Source organism: Streptomyces sp. NPDC006925, from assembly GCF_042869575.1.
Taxonomy (GTDB): Bacteria; Actinomycetota; Actinomycetes; order Streptomycetales; family Streptomycetaceae; genus Streptomyces.
Window position 1 is genome coordinate 304,668 of record NZ_JBIAGB010000005.1, and the last position, 18,991, is coordinate 323,658.

Sequence of the window (18,991 nt, forward strand, 5' to 3'; positions counted from 1 at the left end):
ACCCAGATCCGATACACTTGTATTGAATTAAGGAGGCGCCCCGCATGCCCAAGCAGGTGGACTACGAGGACCGACGCCGGCGGATCGCCGAGGCCGTCTGCGTGCTCGCCGACGCACACGGCCCCGAAGGGGTGACGATGCGCGACGTGGCCGCCCACGCGGAGGTCTCGCTGGGCGCCGTGCAGCGCTGCTTCCGCACCAAGGAGGAGATGCTGGTGTTCGCCGTCGACCACGTCGGCGAACGCGTCACCGCGCGCATGCGGGCCCGGCTGTCCGACAGCCCGGAACTGTCGCCCGGCACCGCCCTGGAACACGCGGCCACCGAGATCGCCCTGCTCGACAGCGCGCACCGCGCCGAGGCCCGGGTGTGGCTCGCCTTCGTCGCCCAGGCCGCGGTCAGCGAGCCGCTCGCCGCCCGACTCCGGATCAGCTACGCGGCCCTCCAGGGCCTCCTCGCCCGCCTGGTCATCGACGCCGTCCGGGGCGGTCCCGGTGACCCGGACGGCCCCGACAGCGGCGCGGCGTCGGTCGATCCCCAGCGCGAGGCCCGCGCCCTGCTCGCCCTCGCGGACGGCCTGACCAGCCACGTCCTCATCGGACACCTGAGCACCGAGGAGGCCGAGGACACCCTCCGCGCGTACGTGGTCCGCCTCTGGGAGCACCCCCGCACCGCTCGGGCAGCCCGGGCCGAGTGACGGCGGTCGCCAGGCCGGTGCCGGACGCCGGAGAGCCCTGTGCCGGAACCTCGTCCGGGGCCGCAGGGGTCATCCGCGCCGCGGGCCAGGTTCCGGCAGGGACGGCGGGTCGTACCGGCCCGCCGCGGGCGGGGTTCAGTTCCCGCTCGCGGCGCCCTCCGCCGATCCGCCGCCCGAGGCGTCGGCTCCTCCGCCGGAACCGCGCAGCACGACCCCGATGTGGGCCGCCGCGGTGGACAGCTGCCGCCGCACCTCGCGCAGTTCGCCCTCGCCGACGCCGTGGTCGCGCGCCGCGTCCCGCACGTCGTCACGGAAGCGGTCCAGGAGGCGCTCCAGATCGCGCGCCGGGTCGCCGGTGGAGTCGGAAAGCAGCAGACCACCTCTGTCATCGGACTCCGCTCCGGCGGGGCCGGGGTGCTCCTCCGCGGGGCGGGGCGGCTGACCGGCGAACCGCCCCAGGTCGCCCATCTCACGGGCGAGTTCGGACATGCCGTCGCGGACGGCGCCCGACCAGTCGCCGCCCCGCATCCGGGTCTGCACCTGTTCCTGCACCTGGTGCGCGATGCGCCGCACCTCGGCGAGGGCCGCGCTGTGCGCCTCGCGCTCCTTGCGGGCCTGCTGCTTGGCCTGCTGGGCCTCTTCCTTGGCCCTGCGGGCCTGCTCCTTCCACTCGTCCTTGGCGCGGCGCATCTCCTCCTTGGCCTGGCGCCACCCCTCCTTGTCGCCGCGCACACCCTCCCAGGCGCCGCCCCAGGCGCTCTCGGCGCCGGGAGCCGCACCGGTGGCTGCGGAGCGGCTGCGTCCGCGCCCGTTCTTGGCGCGGCCGCGGGCGTCCCGGGCCTGCTCGCGCATCTCGCGCCGCAGGTCGCTGGCCGTGCCGCTGACGTCCTCCCGGATGTCGGCGGCGAGCGCGGCCACGGAGTCGCGGATCTCCACCTCCAGCTCGGCGAGTTCGGCCTGCCGGTCGACCAGCTCGGCCCGGCCGGCCTCCGTGATCGAGTAGACCTTCCGGCCGCCCTCGGTGGTGTGACTGACCAGCCGCTCGGCCTCCAGCTTGGCCAGCCGGGGGTAGACGGTTCCGGCGGAGGGCGCGTACAGCCCCTCGAACCGCTCCTCCAGGAGGCGGATGACCTCGTAGCCGTGCCGGGGCGCCTCGTCGAGCAGCATCAGCAGATACAGGCGCAGGCGGCCGTGTGCGAAGACGGGGGGCATGTCACAGGTCCTTCGCCGGAGAGGGGGTGCCCGGCTGCCCGGGCGGGTGCGGGTCGCGGGCCGGCGCCGCCTCCCGGGCGGGCGCGTCGCGGCCGGAGCCGGGCCCCTGCGCGGGCCGCGGAACCCCGACGCGGGAGGCGGCACCGGGGTCGGGACCGGGGCCTGCCGGGTCGGCACCGTTCTCGGCCGCGTGCTCGGCGGCCTCGCCGGGGGGCCGGCGGAGAAGAGCGAGGCCGCCGGAGACGTTCACGGCGTGCAGCGCCCCGCGGCCGGTGCCCAGGGTGCCGGTGATGCGGTGGTCGCCCCAGCCGCCGGTGTGCAGGTTGTCGAAGGCGCTGGAGACGGCGCCGCCCGTGGTGTGCGCGTCCACGGTGAGGTCCGCGTCGTCGGGGAGCCGGAGTGCGAGCTCACCCGAGACGCTGGAGAGCCGGATGTCGGCGGGCCGGTCGCCGCGGGGCGAGGCCAGGTCGAGGATCATCGCGCCGCTGACCGAGTCCGCCCTGATCTGATCGGCGGAGGCGTCGATGCAGGTCAGATCCCCGGAGACGGTGGAGAAGCGCAGCGAGCCGGAGAGCCGCTGGGTCTCCACGCTGCCGGAGACGGTGTCCGCCGCGACGGGACCGCACAGCCCGACCAGGGTCGTGTCACCGGAGACGCCGGCCACCCGGGTGCGGCCGCGGACCCCGGAGACGACGGCTCCGGCCGTGACGACACCGACCGACAGCTCGGCGTGCGCCGGCACTTGGACGGAGACCTCGACCTCGCGCCGCCAGCCCTTGCGGTCCAGCCACTTGTTGAAGCCCCGCCAGGGCAGGTCGTCGTAGGCGAGGACGAGTCTGCCGCCCTCCCGCCGGACGCGCAGCGGCGGTCCCTTGACCTTGCCGATCTCGACGCGGGTGGTCGGCTCCTGGGTACCGACGACGTTGACGGTCCCGCCCACCACGCGGACCTGGAGTTCCGTCACCGGATCGTCGAACTCGATCCGCTGCGGCGTCGTGATCTCCCACGAGCGATCGTCGGGTGCGGACACTGCGCGGCCTCCCAGGCTCGGGCACTGCGGGCGCACGGGAAGGCCGTACGGAACCGGCCGTACGGCACCGCAGCGCGACGACATATCGCGTATCGCTGTGAACACGATATGTCGCGTATCGCGAGCGGTGCAAGCCACCGGGGGCGGCGAGCCCGCGCGCACGCCCCGAACCGGCGTTCTCAGGCCCCCCCACCCCTGTCCGGCGACGGCGACGACCCGCCCGGAGCGGACCGCCCCGAACCGGACCGGGCCGAACCGGACCGGGCCGGACCGCGCCCGGTCCGTCGTCCGGCCGTAAGAACCTGAACGGCCCTGTCCGCCCTCGTCAGTCGTCGTCCTCGTCGTCCTCGTCGTCCAGCCGCGCCAGCCAGGTCGCCAGCCGCTCCACCGGCACCTCGAAGTCGGGGTTCAGATCGACGAAGGTGCGCAACTGCTCGGCCAGCCACCCGAGGCTGACCTCCTCCTCGCCGCGCCGCTGCGCCAGCTCTTCGATGCCACGGTCGGTGAAGTACACGGTTCTGCTCCTGATCGGTCCGTACGGGGAGTGGCAGTGCGACCTGCCGCCGCCTCAGAATATGTCGCGGCCCGCACCCCTCCCGCCCCGCCGGGCGGGACCCCCGGCCCGTGCGGCCGCCCGCGCCGCCGCGTCACCACCGCCGGCCGCCGTCGGCAGCCGTCAGCCGCGCCGCCCCACCGCGTCCGAGGCCACACCGACCGCGACACCGAGGACGAGCAACAGGACGCAGGCGTACACCTCGTAGCCGTCGAGAAAGCCGATCCGCTGGACCACCGTCCACAGGTTGAACCGGCCGCCGGTCACCTCGTGCAGGAGGCCGCCGGCGCCCTGGGCGAGGAGAACGAAGGACACGAACCCGAGAAAATTCTTCATGACGGCAGACTGGCCCGCTCCGGCCGGCCGCCGGATCGGGCTTCGGCCTCGGCGGAGGCGACCGAAGTATGCGTCATGGCCCGCGGACGTCATACCGAAGTCGCCGCCTCCCCGGCACCGGTCCCGACGGCACGCGGTCCGCCGTAGATTCGCCGCATGGAACTGCTCGGGACCGAACGCGGTGAACGACTACCCACGGTGGAGCGGCTGCTGCACCGCGGCAGCGAGCCGGTGCGCCGCGCCGCGCGACGGATACGCCGGACCCGGCGGCACCGCGAGGAGCGCGGCGCCGCCTCCCGCACCCGCCGCGGGACACGGGACCGGGTCGTCGACACCGGCGCGTTCCTGTTCGCCGGATGCTTCCTGGTACTGACCGCGGACTCGGTGGTGATCGACTCCGGCACCTCCGAGACCGCACTGTTCCTGGATCAACTGACCGGCGCACTGGCCTGCGCGTCACTGTTCCTGCGGCGTTGGCAACCGGTGTCGCTCGCCGTCGGACTGCTGCTCCTGGAGCCCTTCTCGCACTTCGTCACCGGACCGATCCTGGTGGCGCTGTTCACCGTCGCGGTCGACAAGCCGCCCCGCGTGACCGGGTACCTGGCGTGCGTGGCCTTCGCGCCGGTGCCGTTCCTCCTGGCGAACGGACCGGCGCCGGACGACCCCAGAACCGCGTCGGCCGCCACCTACTTCGCACTGGTCGCCGGGAGCATCGGCTGGGGGCTGTACGTACGGTCGCGGCGGCAACTCGTCATCTCGCTGCGCGAGCGGGCCGCACGGGCCGCGGCCGAGTCGCGGCGCGAGGCGCGGGAGGACATCGCCCGGGAGATGCACGACGTGCTGGGCCACCGGCTCTCCCTGCTGAGCGTCCACGCGGGCGCCCTGGAGTTCAACCCCGGCGCCACCCCGCAGGAGATCGGGCAGGCCGCCGCCGTGATCCGCGACAGTGCCCACCGGGCGCTGGAGGACCTGCGGGACGTCATCGGCGTGCTGCGTGCGCCGGAGGACGGCAACCGCCCTCAGCCGGTGCTCGCCGACATCGGAAACCTGGCGGACGAGGCCCGGCGGGCAGGCGCCTCGGTCGCACTCGATGTCGCGGTGGCGGGTGGTCCGGACTCGGCACCCGCGGTCGCGGGCCGCACGGCGTACCGCATCGTCCAGGAGGGTCTGACGAATGCCCGCAAGCACGGCGCGCATCCCACCGCGCCCGTCTCCGTGACCGTACGCGGCGCCTCGGGTGCGGGCCTCACCGTCGAGGTTCGCAACCCGGTGCGGCACGACGGCGCCGCCCGCGACCCCACCGGTCCGCGGCTCCCCGGCGCGGGGCAGGGCCTCATCGGACTGGCGGAGCGCACACTGCTCACCGGCGGCACCCTCGAACACGGCAGGGACGGCGCCGACTACCGCCTCTACGCGGCGCTTCCCTGGCCGGACTGACCGGGCGGGCGGCCGGTACACGCGGGCGGCCCGCTCCAGCTGGCCGCGCCCGCTTTCCGTATGCCGGCCAGGTGCAGCACGGCGTCCAGGCCCCGGACCCCTCCGGGGGACGCGCCGGCCGGCAGGACGTAAGCGCGCAGACCCGCGCCCGCGGCACCGCCGTCAGCGGCCGGGTGGTCACCGACCATCAGCGTCTCGTCCGGATCCGCGCCGAGTTCCCGGCAGGCCGTCCGGAAGAGCGCGGGGTCCGGCTTCTCGGTGGCGTGCTCGTAGGAATGCACCCAGCACGAGAAGTACTCGGCAACTCCATGGTGGGCAAAGGTCTCCCGCAGGTCCCAGCCGACGTTGCTGAGGACGCCGAGCGTCAGCCCGGCGCCGCGCAGCGCAGCCAGTGTCGCGCCGGTGTCGGCGTACGGGACCCAGTGCCCAGGGGCGCGCAACTGTTCGTAGAGCACCTCCGCGACGGGAGCGAGCGCCGGCACCGAGGCGTACCAGGCGGTGAAGGCCCGCCGGTGAGCGGCCGCTGAGACGTCCCTGGCCTGTTGTGCCGCCACCACGGCCGGTTCGGTGAGCCCCCGTTCCAGCCCGTCGAGCAGGTGGTCCATCTCGGCTTCGCCCACCGGACGCCCCAGGGCGGCCCGGATCCGGTCCGCGTACGTGCCGATCTGGAACAGCGTGCCGGAGAAGTCGAAGAGGACGGCGCGGAGTGGGACAGGAGCCGCGGAGGCGGTGGCTCCGGCCCTGATCGGACCTTCGGGACCGCAGACAGGGACTGTATCCATCCGCACGTCCTACCACCCCCGGTGCGGCGTCGGGAACGGTCGCGGTGTGCTTGGGGGCGATCACTGGGGGTGCGAGGGAGGGGGTCTGGCGGGGGTGGGGGTTGTGAGGCCGCCCATAGGGCCCACGTCACGTACGACCCGCCCTCGTGTGTCCGAAATGCCGGGTTCGGGGTGAGTGTGGGGACGGGAGGCCCGGGCGGGCGCGGGGGACTAAACCGGGTCGTAGGTCACATGGTTGCCGGGGTGGGGGGTGCCTCCCGCACGGTGGGCCCCACGCCGCAACCAGACCACCGGCAGCCCCCGTGCCGGGTGCGGCGCCACGTCCCCCCGCGAAAGGTTCCTGCCCCCATGCGCACCACCCTCACCGCTCTGAGTACCGTCCGCCCCACCCGCCGGCTGGCCGTCAGCGGCCTGACCGCCCTGGGCGCGGCCGGTATCGCCGCCACCGCCCTGACCGGCACCGCCCACGCCGCCGCCCCCGACGCCGCCGGCCCGGCCTCCCACCAGGCCGCCACCACCGCCCAGCACCTGACCACCCAGGCCGACCACGCTGCCAAGACCGCCAAGACGACCAAGACGACCAAGGACAGCGGCAAGGACAGCGGCAAGAGCGGGGCGAAGGCCAAGTACGCCGACAACCTGGACGGCTGGATCCGCGAGGCCCGCGCCGTCATGGCCAAGCACGACATCCCCGGCAGCTACGACGGCATCAAGCGCAACATCATCCGCGAATCCACCGGCGACCCGAACGCCGTCAACGACTGGGACATCAACGCCCAGAAGGGCATCCCCTCCAAGGGACTCCTCCAGGTCATCCAGCCCACCTTCGACCAGTACCACGTCAAGGGCACCCCCGACGACCTCACCGACCCCGTCGCCAACATCGTCGCCGCCTGCAACTACGCCGCCGACCGCTACGGCAGCATGGACAACGTCGACTCCGCCTACTGACACACGCACCCGACAACACACCACCCCCACACCACCAAGGAGCGGGCGGGAGGAACACACCTCCCACCCGCTCCTTCGCATGTGCTCTGCCGGGACCACCGGTCAGCTGCCGCGCGCCTCCTCGCCTCCCTCGTCCGGCGCCGCACTGTCGCCGAAGACGCGGGACACCATCGCCTGGATCAGGCGGTCGGCGCCGAAGGGGTCGCGCAGGATGTCCGGGGCTGTCATGTCGTCGAGCAGCAGGCCCGCCATGGCGAGGTAGAGAAGGGCGACGCCCAGGTCGTCGCCGGGCATCCCGGCGTCGCGGTGGTAGCCCAGCAGGCCCTCGAACTCAGCGCGCAGGAACCCGGACAGCTCCTCGTACAGCTCGGGACGCCGGGTGGCCTCCAGCCGCAGTTCCAGCATGGCCAGATAGCTGCTGCGGTCGGCGCGCATCCGGGCCAGCAGGTCGCGCATCAGCTCCACTTCGAGCCCGAGCGTGCGCGGGGCGCTCATCCGCGCGGCCAGTGCCGCTTCGTCCGGTGTGAGCCGCTCGCGGGTGCGGCGCATGGCCTGGGTGAGCATGTCGCCGCGGTGGGCGAAGTAGTTGGAGGCGGTACCGGTGGGCACTCCCGCTTCCTTGTCGACGGCCCGCAGCGTCAGCCCGCGGGAGCCCTCCCGCGCCAGCACTTCGATGGCCGCGTCGAGCAGCGCGGTGCGCCGCTCGGTGTTCTGCCGCATGACGACTCCCTGGTTCTCCTGAAGGTTTCCGCGGGTCCGCACCGAACCCTTGAACCACTTCACTTGAAGTACTATATTCAAACCACTCCAATCAGAGTACTCCGAGCGAAGTGCTCGGCTCCGCGAGGCTCCCCCAGCACGCAATGACACGGAGAACGGGGTCGCGGCACCGCCCCACCGCCCCCGGCAGAGCAGTCATCGACCACGAAGGAGCAACCCCGTGCGCAAACTCGTCTACTACGTCGCCGTCACGATCGACGGGTTCATCGCAGGCCCGCAGGGCGAGTACGACTTCTTCCCGGTGCCCGACGACTTCGTCTCGGCGACCCTGGAGAATCTGCCCGAGACGATCCCCACTCCCGCCCGGGCGGCGATGGGCCTGCCGGAGACGCCGAACCGGCGCTTCGACACGGTGCTGATGGGCCGGGGCACCTACGAGCCCGCACTCAGTCAGGGCGTCACCAGTCCGTACGCGCATCTGCGGCAGATCGTCTTCTCCCGCACGTTGCCGCCCGAGACGGACCCGGCGGTGGAGATCGTGCGGGACCGGGACCCGGTCGAGGTCGTACAGGAACTCAAACAGCAGCAGGGCCAGGACATCTGGCTCGCGGGCGGCGGGAAGCTGGCAGGCCCGCTGCTGGAGGAGATCGACGAACTGATGATCAAGCGCAGCCCCCGGCTGGCCTGCGCCGGAGTCCCGCTCTTCGACGGCGCGTTCACACCGACCCCGTTCCGGCCCGTGGCCACCCGCGACTTCGCGTCGGGCATCAGCATGACCACCTACGAGCGGGAGCGCTGAACCGGGCACCGGGCGCCGGCCCGTTCGCGGCGCCGGCCCCCGCGCGGGGGTCCGGTCGCCGCGGGCGGGATGTCAGGCACTCGTGGTGGAGCCCGGGCGGAGGATCATCAGGACGACCACCGTCGCCCACAGCAGGTTGAAGACGCCGGTCACCATGGCAAGTCGGGCCGCCGCGGCACGCGGGTCGGGTATCTCCGGCACGGCCTCGCCCTCGTCGAGGCCGACACCGGCCGCACCCAGCAGTCGCGCCTGCCGGGGCAGGACGACCGCGCCGAGGAGGACAGCAGCGAGGGTCGTCAGGACGACGGAGGCGAGCAGCCAGGCGTCGGTGAGGACCCCGAGCTGGGCGCCGGTGGCCACACCGAAGACCGGTACGGCCACACCGAAGACGGCGTAGGCCCGGCAGACGCGGTGCAGCAGGGCCGCGCCCGCCGCGCTGCCGGGCGACGCCCCGCCACCTGGGGCACCGGAGGCGCCCGCAGCGAGCAACTCCCGGGCCCTGCGGGGGAACATCGAGGCGGCGACGGAGATCGGTCCCACCGCCAGGATCGCGGCCAGGACGTGCAAGGGGAGCAGCAGCTTGGTCACCAGGGCTCCGATTCGGCAGGGCGAGGGGGCAGGGGCGCCGACGCGTCCGCCGTGGGCACCGACGCTCCTGCAATGCATTGGCAGGCAATAGGTAGCACAGCAATATATTCTCTGCCTACACTCTGCGCATGAAGACGGAAGCGGTACGCGGACACCTGGACGGGCTGCTGCTGGCAGCGCTCGAGGACGGGCCGCTGCACGGATACGCGATCATCACCGCGGTCCAGGAGCGCAGCGGCGGGGTGCTGGAGCTGCGGACGGGCACGGTCTATCCCGCGCTCAACCGGCTGGAGCGGCTGGGCCTGCTGGCGAGCGACTGGCAGTCCGTCGGCGAACGGCGCAGGCGCTGCTACGCCCTCACCGGAGCCGGGCGGCGGACGCTCGCGGACGAGCGCACCGGGTGGCGGCAGTTCACCGCGGCGATCGGCGCGGTGCTCGATCCGTCCGCGGCGACCGGGAACGCCCCGGCCACCGACGGGCCGGCACCCCTCGGTCCCGCCCGGCACCGGCCCGCCACATGAGCGCGCCCCAGCAGCGCCCCGACCCGCTGCTCAGCTACACCGCGGAGCTGCGCGCGGCGCTGCCGGGACCGGCCCGGGCCGCGTCCCGCATGGTCGAGGAGATCCACCACGGGCTGCTGGACGCGACGGACGCCTATGCCCGGGAGGGCATACCGCGCGCCGACGCCGCACACCGCGCCGTGCACGACTTCGGGCCGGTGGCCGAACTTGCACCCGAGTGCCGACGGGAGCTGGCGCTCGCCCAGACCCGGCACACCGCGCGTGCGGCCGCGCTCTGCGCCCCGCTGCTGCTGGCGTGCTGGGCGCTGGCGCGCGCGGCGCTCGGTGCGGCGGCCGCTCCGCTGGCCGTCCTCGCCGCCGTCAGCGCGCTGCTGGCCGCGACCGCCCTGGCCGCGACCGGTGGCCCACCGGCGCGCCGGTTCCGCGTCCCCGAGGCGCTGCCCCGCCTGGTCGCCTGGACGGGAACCGGCGCGAGTGCCGGCATGGCGGCGGCCACCGTGGCTCTGGCGTGCACCGCGGCCGCCACCGCGCAGTGGCCGCTGCTCCTGCTCGCGGGGGCGCTGTCCGCCGCCTCGCACGCCGTGCTGGGCACCTCCGTCCGGGTGTCCCGCCGCTGCCTCGTGCCTGCGGGCGTGCGCCCCGGGCAGGGGAACGGACCCGTGGCGCGCACCGGGTGATTCCGCGCCCCGTGAGCCTTCACTCCGCCGCCCCGGGACGAGGCTGGCAGCGGGGCGTCGTCAGTCCGGCACCGGCGCGCCGCCGAGGACGGCCGCCCTGCAGGCGGCCCGTGTGCCCCAGGCCGCCTGCAGGGCGCGCACCTTGCGCAACGGCAGACTCAGTTCGTACTCGTCCGTGTATCCCACGGCACCGTGCACCTGCAGCGCCGTGCGGGCGGCCAGGTGGGCGGCGTCCGCGCAGGCCGCCTTGGCGGCGGGCAGATCGCGGGGGTCGGCCGCCGAGTCGCCCCGCACGGCGAGCGCCCCGCCGTACAGCAGGGGGCGTGCGAACTCCAGGGCCACGGCGACATCCGCCAACTGGTGCTTGACCGCCTGGAACGCGCCCACCGCCCGCCCGAACTGCCGCCGCTGCCGCACATACCCCACGCTCGTCGCCAGCATGGCCTCGCCCGCGCCGAGCAGTTGCGCCGCGGTCAGCAGCGTGGCGAACGCGCGCAGCCGCGGCAGGTCGGCGGGCACCGGCTCGCCCGGCACGCAGCGCACCAGGCGGCGGGCGGGGTCGAGGGAGCGCAGCGGGGCACCGGAAACCGACCCGATGGCCAGGCCGGCGGCCACCGGGACGAACACCGCGTCGGCCAGGTGCGCGTCCACCGCGTACCCGACCGCCTCCGGCTCACGGGCCCTGCTGTCCTCGGCCTCGGGTGCGGTGGCCGGGTCGACGACGGTCGCCAGCCGGTCGCCCGCCAGCAGGGCCGCGGTCCAGGGTGCGGCGGCGGGCAGCGCGGCGGCCAGCGCGACCGTCTCCACCAGCGGGCCGGGCGCCGCGGCACGGCCGATCTCCACGAAGGCGGCGGCGAGTTCGGCCGGGCGCCGGCCCAGCCCGCCGTCCCGCTCGGGGACGGCCAGCGCGGGCAGCCCGGTCTCCGCGAGGGACCGCCACAGGGCGCGGCCCGGCGCGTGGTCGCCCGCGGCCCAGGCCCGGGCGGTCCGGTGGGTCCCGGCGTCGGCGAGCAGGCGGCGGACGGTCGCGGTGTAGCTGCGGTGGTCCCGGTCGGGCAGAAAGCGCATCGCGGCTCAGCGTCCCCTCGGCAGGCCGAGCGCCCGCTCGGCGACGATGTCGCGCTGGATCTCGTTGGTGCCGGCGTAGACCGGACCGGCGAGGGCGAAGATCCAGCCGTCCAGCCAGCCGGAGTCCGGCAGCCCCTCGGCGATTTCGGACCTTGCCGGTCCCAGCAGGTCGAGCGCGGTCTCGTGCAGGTCGATGTCGAGCTCCGACCAGAAGATCTTGTTCATGGAGGGCAGGGCTTCGGCAGCGCGTGGAGCCTCGGCCGGATGTTCCTGGGCGGACGCGGCCGCGTAGCCGGCCAACTGGTAGGCACGGGCCCGTATCCACCCGTCGGCCGCCCGTGCGGCGACCGCGCCGTCGACGGGTGCGGCCTGCTGCCGGAGCAGGGCCAGCAGCCGCTCGGCGGTGGCGGTGAAGCGCCCCGGGGACCGCAGGGTCAGCCCCCGCTCGCTGCCCGCGGTCGACATCGCGGTGCGCCACCCCTGGCCGGGTTCGCCGATCACGTCCGCGTCCGGCACGAAGACGCCGTCCAGGAAGATCTCGGCGAACGCGGGCCTGCCGTCCAGCCGCCCCAGCGGCCGTACGGTGACACCGGGCGCGTCCAGGGGGAACATCAGGCAGCTCAGCCCGCGGTGCCGCCGCTCGCGCGGGTCGGTGCGGAAGAGGCCGAAGGCGCGGTCGGCGAATGCGGCACGGGAGGACCAGATCTTGTGCCCGGTCAGCAGCCAGCCGCCGCCGTGCTGTGCGGTGCGCTCGGCGCGGGAGCGCAGTGCCGCGAGGTCGGACCCGGCCTCGGGCTCGGACCACGCCTGCGCCCAGACCGTGCTGCCGTCCGCCATCGGCGGCAGGATCCGGGCCAGCTGCTCGCGGGTGCCGTGCGCGAAGAGGGTGGGGGCGAGGAGGCTGATGCCGTTCTGGCTGACGCGCCCGGGTGCTCCGGCCGCGTGGTACTCCTCCTCGAAGAGCAGCCATTCGGTGAGGCCGACGCCGCGACCGCCGTACTCGCGCGGCCAGGAGACGGCCGACCAGCCGCCGTCGTACAGCACGCGCTCCCAGTCGCGGTGCGCGGCGAAGCCCTCGGCCGTCTCCAGCGACGGCAGCGGCTCGGCGGGCACATGGGTACGCAGCCAGTCCCGGGCCGCGGCGCGGAACTCCTGCCGGCCGGCGCTCAGGTCCAGGTCCACGGTCAGGCACCGTCCTCGGAGCCGGTACCGCCGGCGGGGCGCTGCGGGCTCCGTGCCGCCGCCCGCATGGCACGCGCGTCCATCCCGGCGAGTGCGTCGGTGCCGGTCTCGGCGTTGTGCGCGTGCGCGAGGTGATGCAGGCCGAAGACCGAGTCCAGCCCGCTGTGCAGGCCCATCAGGTCCTCGGCCTGGTTGACCGCGCGCTTGGCCAGGGCGAGGCCGAAGCGCGGCATCCCGGCGATCCGGGCCGCCAGCGCCTCGGCCTCGGTGTCCAGGTCGGCGTCCGGGACGACGCGGTTGACCATGCCGATCTCGTGGGCGCGCCGGGCTGTCATCCGGTCCCCGGTGTAGAGGAACTCCTTGGCGGCGCGCGGTCCCATCACCCAGGGGTGCGCGAAGTACTCCACGCCGGGGATGCCCATCCGCAGCACCGGGTCGGCGAAGAAGGCGCTCTCCGCGGCCACGATCAGGTCGCACACCCAGGCGAGCATCAGTCCGCCTGCGACGCAGGCGCCCTGCACGGCGCAGACGACCGGTTTGGGCAGCTCGCGCCACCGGCGGCACATGCCCAGATAGACCTCGGACTCGCGGGCGAAGCGCGCTTCGGCGCCCTGCTTGCCCACGTGGTCCCACCACAGTCCGGCCGTGCGCGGGAAGGACAGGTGCGCATCCCGGCCGGGGCTGCCGATGTCGTGCCCGGCGCTGAAGTGCTCGCCTGCTCCGGCGAGGAGGACGGCGCCGACGGCGTCGTCGGCGGCGGCGCGCCGGAACGCCGCGTCCAGCGCGTAGGTCATCGCGGAGTTCTGCGCGTTGCGGTACTCGGGGCGGTTGAGGGTGACGCGGGCGACGGCGCCGGTGCGCTCGTACGTCACCGTCTCCGGAGCCCCTGCGCCGTGATCGGCCATGTGCGCTCCTCGGACAAGGCTTCCCTAACAAGTGTTTGGTAGATTAACCTGGCCCCGCCCGCACGTCGAGAGTCCGCGGAACCCCGCGAAGCCGGGAGACCCGCGGAGCCGCGAGAGCCACCGATCCGCGAGGGGGCACCGTATGAGCAGTGCCGCACCCGTCTGCCCGGAGCCGCACGAGCTGCTGGCGGACCGCTCCGTCGTCGTCACGGCCGCGGCCGGGAGCGGGATCGGCGGCGCGACGGCGCGACGCATGCTGGCGGAGGGCGCGGCCGGCGTGGTCCTCGGCGACGTCCACGAGCGGCGCCTCGACACGACACGGCGGGCGCTCGCCCGGGAGTTCGGGTCCGACCGGGTCCGCGCGGTCCGCTGCGACGTCACGGACGAGAGCGAGGTGCGAACGCTGCTGGAGACCTGCACGGCGGCGTACGGCCGCATCGACGTCCTGGTGAACAACGCGGGCCTGGGTGGCACCGCCGAGCTGGTGGAGATGGCCGACGAGCAGTGGGCCCGCGTCCTGGACACCACCTTGACCGGCACCTTCCGCTGCACCCGCGCGGGGCTGCGCGCCATGCGCGAGCAGCCGGGCGGCGGGGCGATCGTCAACAACGCCTCGGTCGTCGGCTGGCGCGCCCAGCGCGGCCAGGCGCACTACGCGGCGGCCAAGGCGGGGGTCATGGCGCTGACCCGCTGCGCGGCGGTGGAGGCGGCGGAGTACGACGTGCGGGTCAACGCGGTCTCACCCTCGCTGGCGATGCACCCGAACCTGGTGAAGGTCACCACGCCGGAGCTGCTGGAGGAGCTGACCGCGCGGGAGGCGCAGGGGCGATGGGCGGAGCCCTGGGAGATCGCCAATGTGATCGTCTTCCTGGCCAGCGGCTACTCCTCGTACATGACGGGCGAGACGGTCTCCGCCAGCAGCCAGCATCCGTGACCGGCACCGGGACGCCCCCGCCTGCGGTCACCCGCACCGGCGCCGGACGGACAATGGACTCATGGTGACGCCGAAGAAGACCCCCGGTGCCGGGCGCCGTGCCGAACTGCTGGCGACCGCGGCCGACGTGTTCGCGGAGCTGGGCTACAACGCGACCACCGTCCGCACCATCGCGGACCGTGCCGGAATGCTGGCGGGCAGCCTCTATTACCACTTCGACTCCAAGGAGTCGATGGCCGACGAGATCCTCAGCGCCTTCCTCACCGACCTGTGGGACGGCTACCGGCGGACCGAGGAGGCCGGGCTGGGCCCGCGGGAGACGTTCGAGGAACTGGTCACCGAGTCGTTCCGGCAGATGGCCCGGCACCGCCCGGCGGTCGTCATCTACCAGAAGGAGGCCCGCCGGCTGGCCGCGCAGGAGCGGTTCCGCTATCTGGCCGACTCCCACGAGCGTTTCCGGAAGCTGTGGACGCGGACGCTGGAGCGCGGAGTGGCCGACGGCAGTTTCCGCGGCGAGCTGGACATCCCCGTCACCTACCGGTTCGTCCGCGACACGGTGTGGGTGGCCGCGGTCTGGTTCCGGCCCTGGGGCAGCAGAACCGCGTCGGAGATCGCCCAGCAGTACACCTCGATGGTGCTCGACGGAATCGCCACCCGCCCGGTGGCCCGATGATCCAAGGAGCGTGACCGATGTCCCGCGGTGAGGCGTACATAGTGGAGGCGGTCAGGTCGCCCGTCGGCAGGCGCGGCGGTGCACTGGCCGGTGTGCACCCGGCGGATCTGGGCGCGCACGTGCTGCGCGCGCTGGTGGAGCGGGCCGGGGCGGACCCGGCGGCGGTCGAGGACGTGGTCTTCGGCTGCCTGGACACCGTCGGACCGCAGGCCGGTGACATCGCGCGCACGGCGTGGCTGGCCGCCGGGCTGCCGGAGTCGGTGCCCGGCGTCACCGTCGACCGGCAGTGCGGTTCCTCGCAGCAGGCCGTGCACTTCGCGGCGCAGGCCGTGCTGTCCGGGACGGCCGACCTGGTGGTCGCGGGCGGGGTGCAGAACATGTCACAGGTCCCCATCGGCTACGCCTCCCGACAGGCGGGCGTGCCGCTCGGCCTCACCGACGGCCCCTTCCGCGGCTCGGAGGGCTGGCGGGCCCGCTACGGCGACGCGCCCGTCGACCAGTTCCACGGCGCGGAGCTGATCGCCGCACAGTGGGACATCAGCCGTGTGGAGATGGAGCAGTGGGCGCTGCGTTCGCACGAGCGGGCACTGCGCGCCACCGACGAGGGCCGCTTCGCGCGGGAGATCGCCCCCTGGGGGGAGCACGCCGTGGACGAGGGGCCGCGGCGCGACACGGACCCGGCGAGAATGGCGGCCCTCGATCCGCTGGTGCCGGGCGGCCGGCTGACCGCTGCCGTCTCCTCGCAGCTCTCGGACGCCTCCGCCGCGGTGCTGCTCGCCTCCGAAGAGGCGGTGCGCGCGCACCGTCTCACCCCGCGGGCCCGGGTGCACCACCTCTCCGTACGCGGCGAGGACCCGATCCGCATGCTGACGGCACCGATCCCGGCGACCGCGCACGCGCTGGAGCGGACGGGCATGACACTGGACGACATCGATCTGGTCGAGATCAACGAGGCGTTCGCCTCCGTCGTACTGGCCTGGCTGCGGGAGACGGGCTGCGACCCGGACAAAGTCAACGTCAACGGCGGCGCCCTGGCCCTGGGCCACCCCCTCGGGGCCACCGGCTGCCGGCTGCTGACCACCCTCCTGCACGAACTGGAGCGCACCGGCGGCCGCTACGGACTGCAGACCATGTGCGAGGGCGGCGGGCAGGCGAACGTGACGATCATCGAGCGCCTCTGAACCGGGCGCAACCGCGCGCCCCGGCAGGGGGTTCCGGCACGCCCGCCGGGGCGGTCTGGGAGCGTGGGCCCCATGTGTGTCTCCCTGGGCCCGGCCGACTTCTCCGGCACCACGCTGTACATGGGACGGCTGCACCACCCCGGACACGGGCTGGTGCACGTCCTCGGCTACCAGAACACCGCCGTCAACCGCGCCGAGGGCCCCAACGCCATGCTGCTGCATCTGCCCGCACGGGAGATGACGCGGGACAACTTCCTCCACGTGGGGCGCGGTTCCGACGTGCTGCAGCGGATGGTGGGGGCGGTGCGGCCCCGGTCGCTGGCGGCGGGCGGCATGGCCTGGATGGGACAGGAGGCCCCGGCGTCCGAGGTGCAGATCTTCGAGCACGACATCTACACGGTGCTGCTCGCCTCCGACCCCACGGCGGTGCCCGCCGCGCTGCACCGCGTCCCCGCAGCCAGGCGACCGTCCCTCGACCCGGCGCTGCTGCGGTTCTACGCCGAGCGCTATCCCGGGTACGCGATGGCCGTGTGCTGCTTCGAGAACACCGAGGCGGCCCGGGCCAAGCCCCTGCTGATGTGGTATCCGCCGCTCGCGCCCGACGTGCTGACGGCACCCGCACTGGACGCCCACACCGGTCGGCCGCCCGGCATGGTGGGCAAGGTGCCGGTCGACCACTGGGTGCTCCACGGCAGCGACGAGACACCACCGGGCTGGGGTGCACCGGTCGACTACGGCCGCGGGCCCGGCCATCGGCTGCGGGAGTTCCTGCCCGCCGAGGTGCGCGGCGAGCACTTCTCCGGGCTGCTGCCCAACGGGGATTTCGCGCTCCGCCACGCCGACCTGCTGTCCGGCGCTCCGGGCCGGGTGGCGCGGAGCGCCGAGGCGGTGGGCTGAGCCGACCGTTCACCCCGTGCCGTACACCGGTTCCGGCGGAGGCGACGCGGCGAGCAGTTCGCGCACCGGCCGGTCCAGTGCGGCCGCCTCCCAGCAGCCGCCCCGGTCGGTGCGCGCCGCGGGGCGCCAGCCGTCCATGACGGCGATCCGGCCGCCCGCCACCTCGAAGACCCGCCCGGTGACGCCGTCGCAGCCGTCGGAGCCCAGGTAGACGACGAGCGGGGAGACGTTCTCCGGGGCCATCGCGTCGAAGGCGCCGTCCGCGGGCGCGGCCATCTCCGTCGCGAAGGCGCGCTCGGTCATCCGGGTGCGGGCGGCCGGTGCCACCGCGTTGACCTGGACGCCGTAGCGGCCGAACTCGGCCGCGGCGACGAGGGTGAGCGCGGCCACCCCGGCCTTGGCCGCCGCGTAGTTGCCCTGTCCCACCGCACCCAGCAGACCCGCGCCCGAGGTGGTGTTGACGATCCGGGCCCGCGGGGTGCGGCCCGCCTTCGCCTCCGCGCGCCAGTGCCCCGCCGCGTGCCGCATCGGCAGGAAGTGGCCCTTGAGATGGACCCGCACGACCGCGTCCCAGTCGTCCTCGCCGAGGTTGACCAGCATCCGGTCGCGCAGGAACCCCGCGTTGTTGACGAGCGTGTCCAGTCGGCCGAAGCGGTCGAGAGCGGTGCGGATCAGCCGCTCCGCTCCCTCTCCGGTGGCCACGTCGTCGGTGCTGACGGCCGCCTCGCCGCCCGCCGCCCGGATCTCGGCCGCCACCTGCCCGGCCGGTGTCCTCGCGCGGTCCGCGGCGGCGCGCCCGCCGTCCAGGGCGACCCCCAGGTCGTTGACGACGACGCGGGCGCCCGCGTGTGCGAAGGCGAGGGCGTGTGCCCGGCCGAGCCCGCGGCCGGCGCCGGTGACCACGACGACGCGGCCCTCCGCGGCGCGGTGCCTGGCGGGGTGCTCCGGGGCGCTGCGCTCGGCGGGGTGGTCCCGGCGGGCGCGGTCCGGTGCGCGGGTGGCGTGCTGGTGCGGCATGGTCTCCTCCGGTTCGGTGGAAGGGCTCATCGCCTGTCGACAGTGGCGGCGTCCAGGAACGCGGGGCGCTCGCCGCCGCCGTGCACCGCGAGGGAGGCGCCGGTGATGTAGCCGGCGGCGTCCGAGGCCAGGAACACGCAGGCGTCGCCCACCTCGTCGGGCTCGGCGAGCCGTCCCAGCGGCACGGTGGCGCTGACGGCGGCGACGCCCGCAGCGTCGCCGTAGTGCAGCTCCGTCAGTTCGGTGCGGGCCATCCCGAGCACGACGGTGTTCACCCGCACCCGGTCGGCGGCCCACTCCATGGCCATCGACCGCGCCAGGTTCTCCAGCCCCGCCTTGGCGGCGCCGTACGCGGCCGATCCGGGCGAGGGGCGGCCGCCGCTGACGCTGCCCACCATCACGACGGCACCGCCCCGCCGCTGCCCGCGCATGACCGCGTGGGCGGCGCGGGAGAGGTGCAGGGGCGCGAGGAGGTTGAGTTCCAGGACGCGCGCGTGGTGCCGCGGCGCCCCCTCCGCCAGCGGGCGGTAGGGGGTACCGCCCGCATTGTTGACCAGCACGTCCAGGGAGCCCAGATCGCGGACGACGCGGTCGCAGAGCTGGGCTGCGGCCTCGGGGTCACGGACGTCCAGCGGGAGGTAGCGGGCCTGCCGGTCCCCGGCCGCGAGGGGGTGCGGGGGCGGGCGCCGGGCGCAGACGACGACGTCCGCGCCGTCGCGGAGGAACGCGCGGGCGATCCCCGCACCCACCCCGCGGGTTCCGCCGGTGACGACAGCGACGCTCATGGGCACCTCCGGGTGTCGGCGGGCGGGCGGTGCGGGGCCCGCTGGGCG

At 74.5% G+C, this 18,991-nt stretch carries 22 protein-coding genes; 10 read left to right on the top strand and 12 right to left on the bottom strand.

What is annotated here, in order from left to right:
* Positions 1-44: 44 nt before the first annotated feature.
* A complete protein-coding gene (locus ACFYNS_RS10510; RefSeq protein WP_388602047.1) occupies positions 45-695 on the top strand; it encodes a TetR/AcrR family transcriptional regulator in 651 nt (216 codons plus the stop codon).
* Between the two features lie 135 nt (positions 696-830).
* Here ACFYNS_RS10510 and ACFYNS_RS10515 read toward each other — a convergent pair whose 3' ends face one another.
* The 4 genes from ACFYNS_RS10515 to ACFYNS_RS10530 form a co-directional block, all read right to left on the bottom strand.
* Positions 831-1,907, bottom strand: coding sequence for a helix-turn-helix transcriptional regulator (locus tag ACFYNS_RS10515; RefSeq protein ID WP_388602050.1), 1,077 nt, complete (start codon positions 1,905-1,907; stop codon positions 831-833).
* Position 1,908: 1 nt separating this feature from the next.
* The gene (locus tag ACFYNS_RS10520; RefSeq protein ID WP_388602053.1) at positions 1,909-2,937 is read right to left on the bottom strand and encodes a DUF4097 domain-containing protein; all 1,029 of its coding nucleotides are present in this window, start codon (positions 2,935-2,937) and stop codon (positions 1,909-1,911) included.
* A 325-nt stretch (positions 2,938-3,262) separates the two neighbouring features.
* Entirely contained in the window at positions 3,263-3,451 is a 189-nt protein-coding gene (locus tag ACFYNS_RS10525) for a DUF6104 family protein (protein ID WP_360302757.1), read from the bottom strand.
* Between the two features lie 162 nt (positions 3,452-3,613).
* A complete protein-coding gene (locus ACFYNS_RS10530) occupies positions 3,614-3,826 on the bottom strand; it encodes a hypothetical protein (protein WP_360302754.1) in 213 nt (70 codons plus the stop codon).
* 156 nt (positions 3,827-3,982) lie between these two features.
* Here ACFYNS_RS10530 and ACFYNS_RS10535 point away from each other — a divergent pair, with 156 nt between their 5' ends.
* Complete coding sequence (locus ACFYNS_RS10535) at positions 3,983-5,263, top strand: sensor histidine kinase (protein ID WP_388602056.1); 1,281 nt, start codon at positions 3,983-3,985, stop codon at positions 5,261-5,263.
* On the opposite strand, the gene ACFYNS_RS10540 is transcribed toward ACFYNS_RS10535, so the two are convergent.
* Positions 5,236-6,045, bottom strand: coding sequence for an HAD-IA family hydrolase (locus ACFYNS_RS10540; protein WP_360302748.1), 810 nt, complete (start codon positions 6,043-6,045; stop codon positions 5,236-5,238). The two genes, ACFYNS_RS10535 and ACFYNS_RS10540, sit on opposite strands and share 28 nt — an antisense overlap.
* A 348-nt stretch (positions 6,046-6,393) precedes the next feature.
* Here ACFYNS_RS10540 and ACFYNS_RS10545 point away from each other — a divergent pair, with 348 nt between their 5' ends.
* Positions 6,394-6,996 carry a transglycosylase SLT domain-containing protein gene (locus tag ACFYNS_RS10545; protein WP_388602058.1) on the top strand — a complete coding sequence of 201 codons (603 nt, stop codon included), beginning with the start codon at positions 6,394-6,396 and terminating at the stop codon, positions 6,994-6,996.
* Between the two features lie 102 nt (positions 6,997-7,098).
* On the opposite strand, the gene ACFYNS_RS10550 is transcribed toward ACFYNS_RS10545, so the two are convergent.
* A complete protein-coding gene (locus ACFYNS_RS10550; protein ID WP_360303671.1) occupies positions 7,099-7,716 on the bottom strand; it encodes a TetR family transcriptional regulator in 618 nt (205 codons plus the stop codon).
* A gap of 220 nt (positions 7,717-7,936) precedes the next feature.
* Between ACFYNS_RS10550 and ACFYNS_RS10555 the strand changes: the two genes are divergently transcribed.
* Positions 7,937-8,515, top strand: coding sequence for a dihydrofolate reductase family protein (locus ACFYNS_RS10555; RefSeq protein WP_360303669.1), 579 nt, complete (start codon positions 7,937-7,939; stop codon positions 8,513-8,515).
* Between the two features lie 72 nt (positions 8,516-8,587).
* On the opposite strand, the gene ACFYNS_RS10560 is transcribed toward ACFYNS_RS10555, so the two are convergent.
* Positions 8,588-9,103 (bottom strand): DUF2269 family protein, encoded by a 516-nt coding sequence (locus ACFYNS_RS10560; RefSeq protein ID WP_360303667.1) that lies wholly within the window; start codon positions 9,101-9,103, stop codon positions 8,588-8,590.
* Between the two features lie 128 nt (positions 9,104-9,231).
* Between ACFYNS_RS10560 and ACFYNS_RS10565 the strand changes: the two genes are divergently transcribed.
* Both ACFYNS_RS10565 and ACFYNS_RS10570 read left to right on the top strand, forming a co-directional pair.
* Positions 9,232-9,624: a helix-turn-helix transcriptional regulator gene (locus tag ACFYNS_RS10565; protein WP_360303665.1), complete on the top strand. Its 393-nt coding sequence runs from the start codon at positions 9,232-9,234 to the stop codon at positions 9,622-9,624.
* Complete coding sequence (locus tag ACFYNS_RS10570) at positions 9,621-10,301, top strand: permease prefix domain 1-containing protein (protein ID WP_388602061.1); 681 nt, start codon at positions 9,621-9,623, stop codon at positions 10,299-10,301. Before ACFYNS_RS10565 ends, ACFYNS_RS10570 begins: the two co-directional genes overlap by 4 nt.
* Positions 10,302-10,361: 60 nt before the next feature.
* Here ACFYNS_RS10570 and ACFYNS_RS10575 read toward each other — a convergent pair whose 3' ends face one another.
* The 3 genes from ACFYNS_RS10575 to ACFYNS_RS10585 are packed head-to-tail and all read right to left on the bottom strand — an operon-like array spanning position 10,362 to position 13,456.
* The gene (locus ACFYNS_RS10575; protein ID WP_360297757.1) at positions 10,362-11,369 is read right to left on the bottom strand and encodes an acyl-CoA dehydrogenase family protein; all 1,008 of its coding nucleotides are present in this window, start codon (positions 11,367-11,369) and stop codon (positions 10,362-10,364) included.
* A gap of 6 nt (positions 11,370-11,375) precedes the next feature.
* The gene (locus ACFYNS_RS10580) at positions 11,376-12,551 is read right to left on the bottom strand and encodes an acyl-CoA dehydrogenase family protein (protein WP_360297754.1); all 1,176 of its coding nucleotides are present in this window, start codon (positions 12,549-12,551) and stop codon (positions 11,376-11,378) included.
* 2 nt (positions 12,552-12,553) lie between these two features.
* Positions 12,554-13,456 (bottom strand): enoyl-CoA hydratase, encoded by a 903-nt coding sequence (locus ACFYNS_RS10585; RefSeq protein WP_360297751.1) that lies wholly within the window; start codon positions 13,454-13,456, stop codon positions 12,554-12,556.
* Between the two features lie 142 nt (positions 13,457-13,598).
* On the opposite strand from ACFYNS_RS10585, the gene ACFYNS_RS10590 reads away from it, so the two are divergent.
* The 4 genes from ACFYNS_RS10590 (at position 13,599) to ACFYNS_RS10605 (ending at position 17,141) form a co-directional block, all read left to right on the top strand.
* Positions 13,599-14,390 carry an SDR family oxidoreductase gene (locus tag ACFYNS_RS10590; protein ID WP_388602066.1) on the top strand — a complete coding sequence of 264 codons (792 nt, stop codon included), beginning with the start codon at positions 13,599-13,601 and terminating at the stop codon, positions 14,388-14,390.
* A 61-nt stretch (positions 14,391-14,451) separates the two neighbouring features.
* Positions 14,452-15,063: a TetR/AcrR family transcriptional regulator gene (locus ACFYNS_RS10595; RefSeq protein ID WP_360297746.1), complete on the top strand. Its 612-nt coding sequence runs from the start codon at positions 14,452-14,454 to the stop codon at positions 15,061-15,063.
* Between the two features lie 17 nt (positions 15,064-15,080).
* Positions 15,081-16,244: an acetyl-CoA C-acetyltransferase gene (locus ACFYNS_RS10600; protein ID WP_360297744.1), complete on the top strand. Its 1,164-nt coding sequence runs from the start codon at positions 15,081-15,083 to the stop codon at positions 16,242-16,244.
* Positions 16,245-16,316: 72 nt separating this feature from the next.
* The gene (locus ACFYNS_RS10605; RefSeq protein WP_360297741.1) at positions 16,317-17,141 is read left to right on the top strand and encodes a hypothetical protein; all 825 of its coding nucleotides are present in this window, start codon (positions 16,317-16,319) and stop codon (positions 17,139-17,141) included.
* Positions 17,142-17,150: 9 nt separating this feature from the next.
* Here the strand turns inward: ACFYNS_RS10605 and ACFYNS_RS10610 are convergent, their stop codons facing one another.
* Together ACFYNS_RS10610 and ACFYNS_RS10615 are read right to left on the bottom strand one after the other, a co-directional pair.
* The gene (locus tag ACFYNS_RS10610) at positions 17,151-18,188 is read right to left on the bottom strand and encodes an SDR family oxidoreductase (protein WP_388602069.1); all 1,038 of its coding nucleotides are present in this window, start codon (positions 18,186-18,188) and stop codon (positions 17,151-17,153) included.
* Positions 18,185-18,943 carry an SDR family oxidoreductase gene (locus tag ACFYNS_RS10615; protein WP_360297735.1) on the bottom strand — a complete coding sequence of 253 codons (759 nt, stop codon included), beginning with the start codon at positions 18,941-18,943 and terminating at the stop codon, positions 18,185-18,187. The genes ACFYNS_RS10610 and ACFYNS_RS10615 overlap by 4 nt, the downstream gene beginning before the upstream one ends.
* Positions 18,944-18,991: the final 48 nt, after the last annotated feature.

Bases quoted from the DNA above. Each gene is read 5' to 3' on its own strand.
- ACFYNS_RS10610 (WP_388602069.1), bottom strand. From the start codon at position 18,188: ATGAGCCCTTCCACCGAACCGGAGGAGACCATGCCGCACCAGCACGCC.
- ACFYNS_RS10540 (WP_360302748.1), bottom strand. From the start codon at position 6,045: ATGGATACAGTCCCTGTCTGCGGTCCCGAAGGTCCGATCAGGGCCGGA.
- ACFYNS_RS10565 (WP_360303665.1), top strand. From the start codon at position 9,232: ATGAAGACGGAAGCGGTACGCGGACACCTGGACGGGCTGCTGCTGGCA.
- ACFYNS_RS10585 (WP_360297751.1), bottom strand. From the start codon at position 13,456: ATGGCCGATCACGGCGCAGGGGCTCCGGAGACGGTGACGTACGAGCGC.
- ACFYNS_RS10530 (WP_360302754.1), bottom strand. From the start codon at position 3,826: ATGAAGAATTTTCTCGGGTTCGTGTCCTTCGTTCTCCTCGCCCAGGGC.
- ACFYNS_RS10535 (WP_388602056.1), top strand. From the start codon at position 3,983: ATGGAACTGCTCGGGACCGAACGCGGTGAACGACTACCCACGGTGGAG.
- ACFYNS_RS10575 (WP_360297757.1), bottom strand. From the start codon at position 11,369: ATGCGCTTTCTGCCCGACCGGGACCACCGCAGCTACACCGCGACCGTC.
- ACFYNS_RS10550 (WP_360303671.1), bottom strand. From the start codon at position 7,716: ATGCGGCAGAACACCGAGCGGCGCACCGCGCTGCTCGACGCGGCCATC.
- ACFYNS_RS10615 (WP_360297735.1), bottom strand. From the start codon at position 18,943: ATGAGCGTCGCTGTCGTCACCGGCGGAACCCGCGGGGTGGGTGCGGGG.
- ACFYNS_RS10545 (WP_388602058.1), top strand. From the start codon at position 6,394: ATGCGCACCACCCTCACCGCTCTGAGTACCGTCCGCCCCACCCGCCGG.
- ACFYNS_RS10605 (WP_360297741.1), top strand. From the start codon at position 16,317: ATGTGTGTCTCCCTGGGCCCGGCCGACTTCTCCGGCACCACGCTGTAC.
- ACFYNS_RS10595 (WP_360297746.1), top strand. From the start codon at position 14,452: ATGGTGACGCCGAAGAAGACCCCCGGTGCCGGGCGCCGTGCCGAACTG.
- ACFYNS_RS10515 (WP_388602050.1), bottom strand. From the start codon at position 1,907: ATGCCCCCCGTCTTCGCACACGGCCGCCTGCGCCTGTATCTGCTGATG.
- ACFYNS_RS10510 (WP_388602047.1), top strand. From the start codon at position 45: ATGCCCAAGCAGGTGGACTACGAGGACCGACGCCGGCGGATCGCCGAG.
- ACFYNS_RS10590 (WP_388602066.1), top strand. From the start codon at position 13,599: ATGAGCAGTGCCGCACCCGTCTGCCCGGAGCCGCACGAGCTGCTGGCG.
- ACFYNS_RS10600 (WP_360297744.1), top strand. From the start codon at position 15,081: ATGTCCCGCGGTGAGGCGTACATAGTGGAGGCGGTCAGGTCGCCCGTC.
- ACFYNS_RS10570 (WP_388602061.1), top strand. From the start codon at position 9,621: ATGAGCGCGCCCCAGCAGCGCCCCGACCCGCTGCTCAGCTACACCGCG.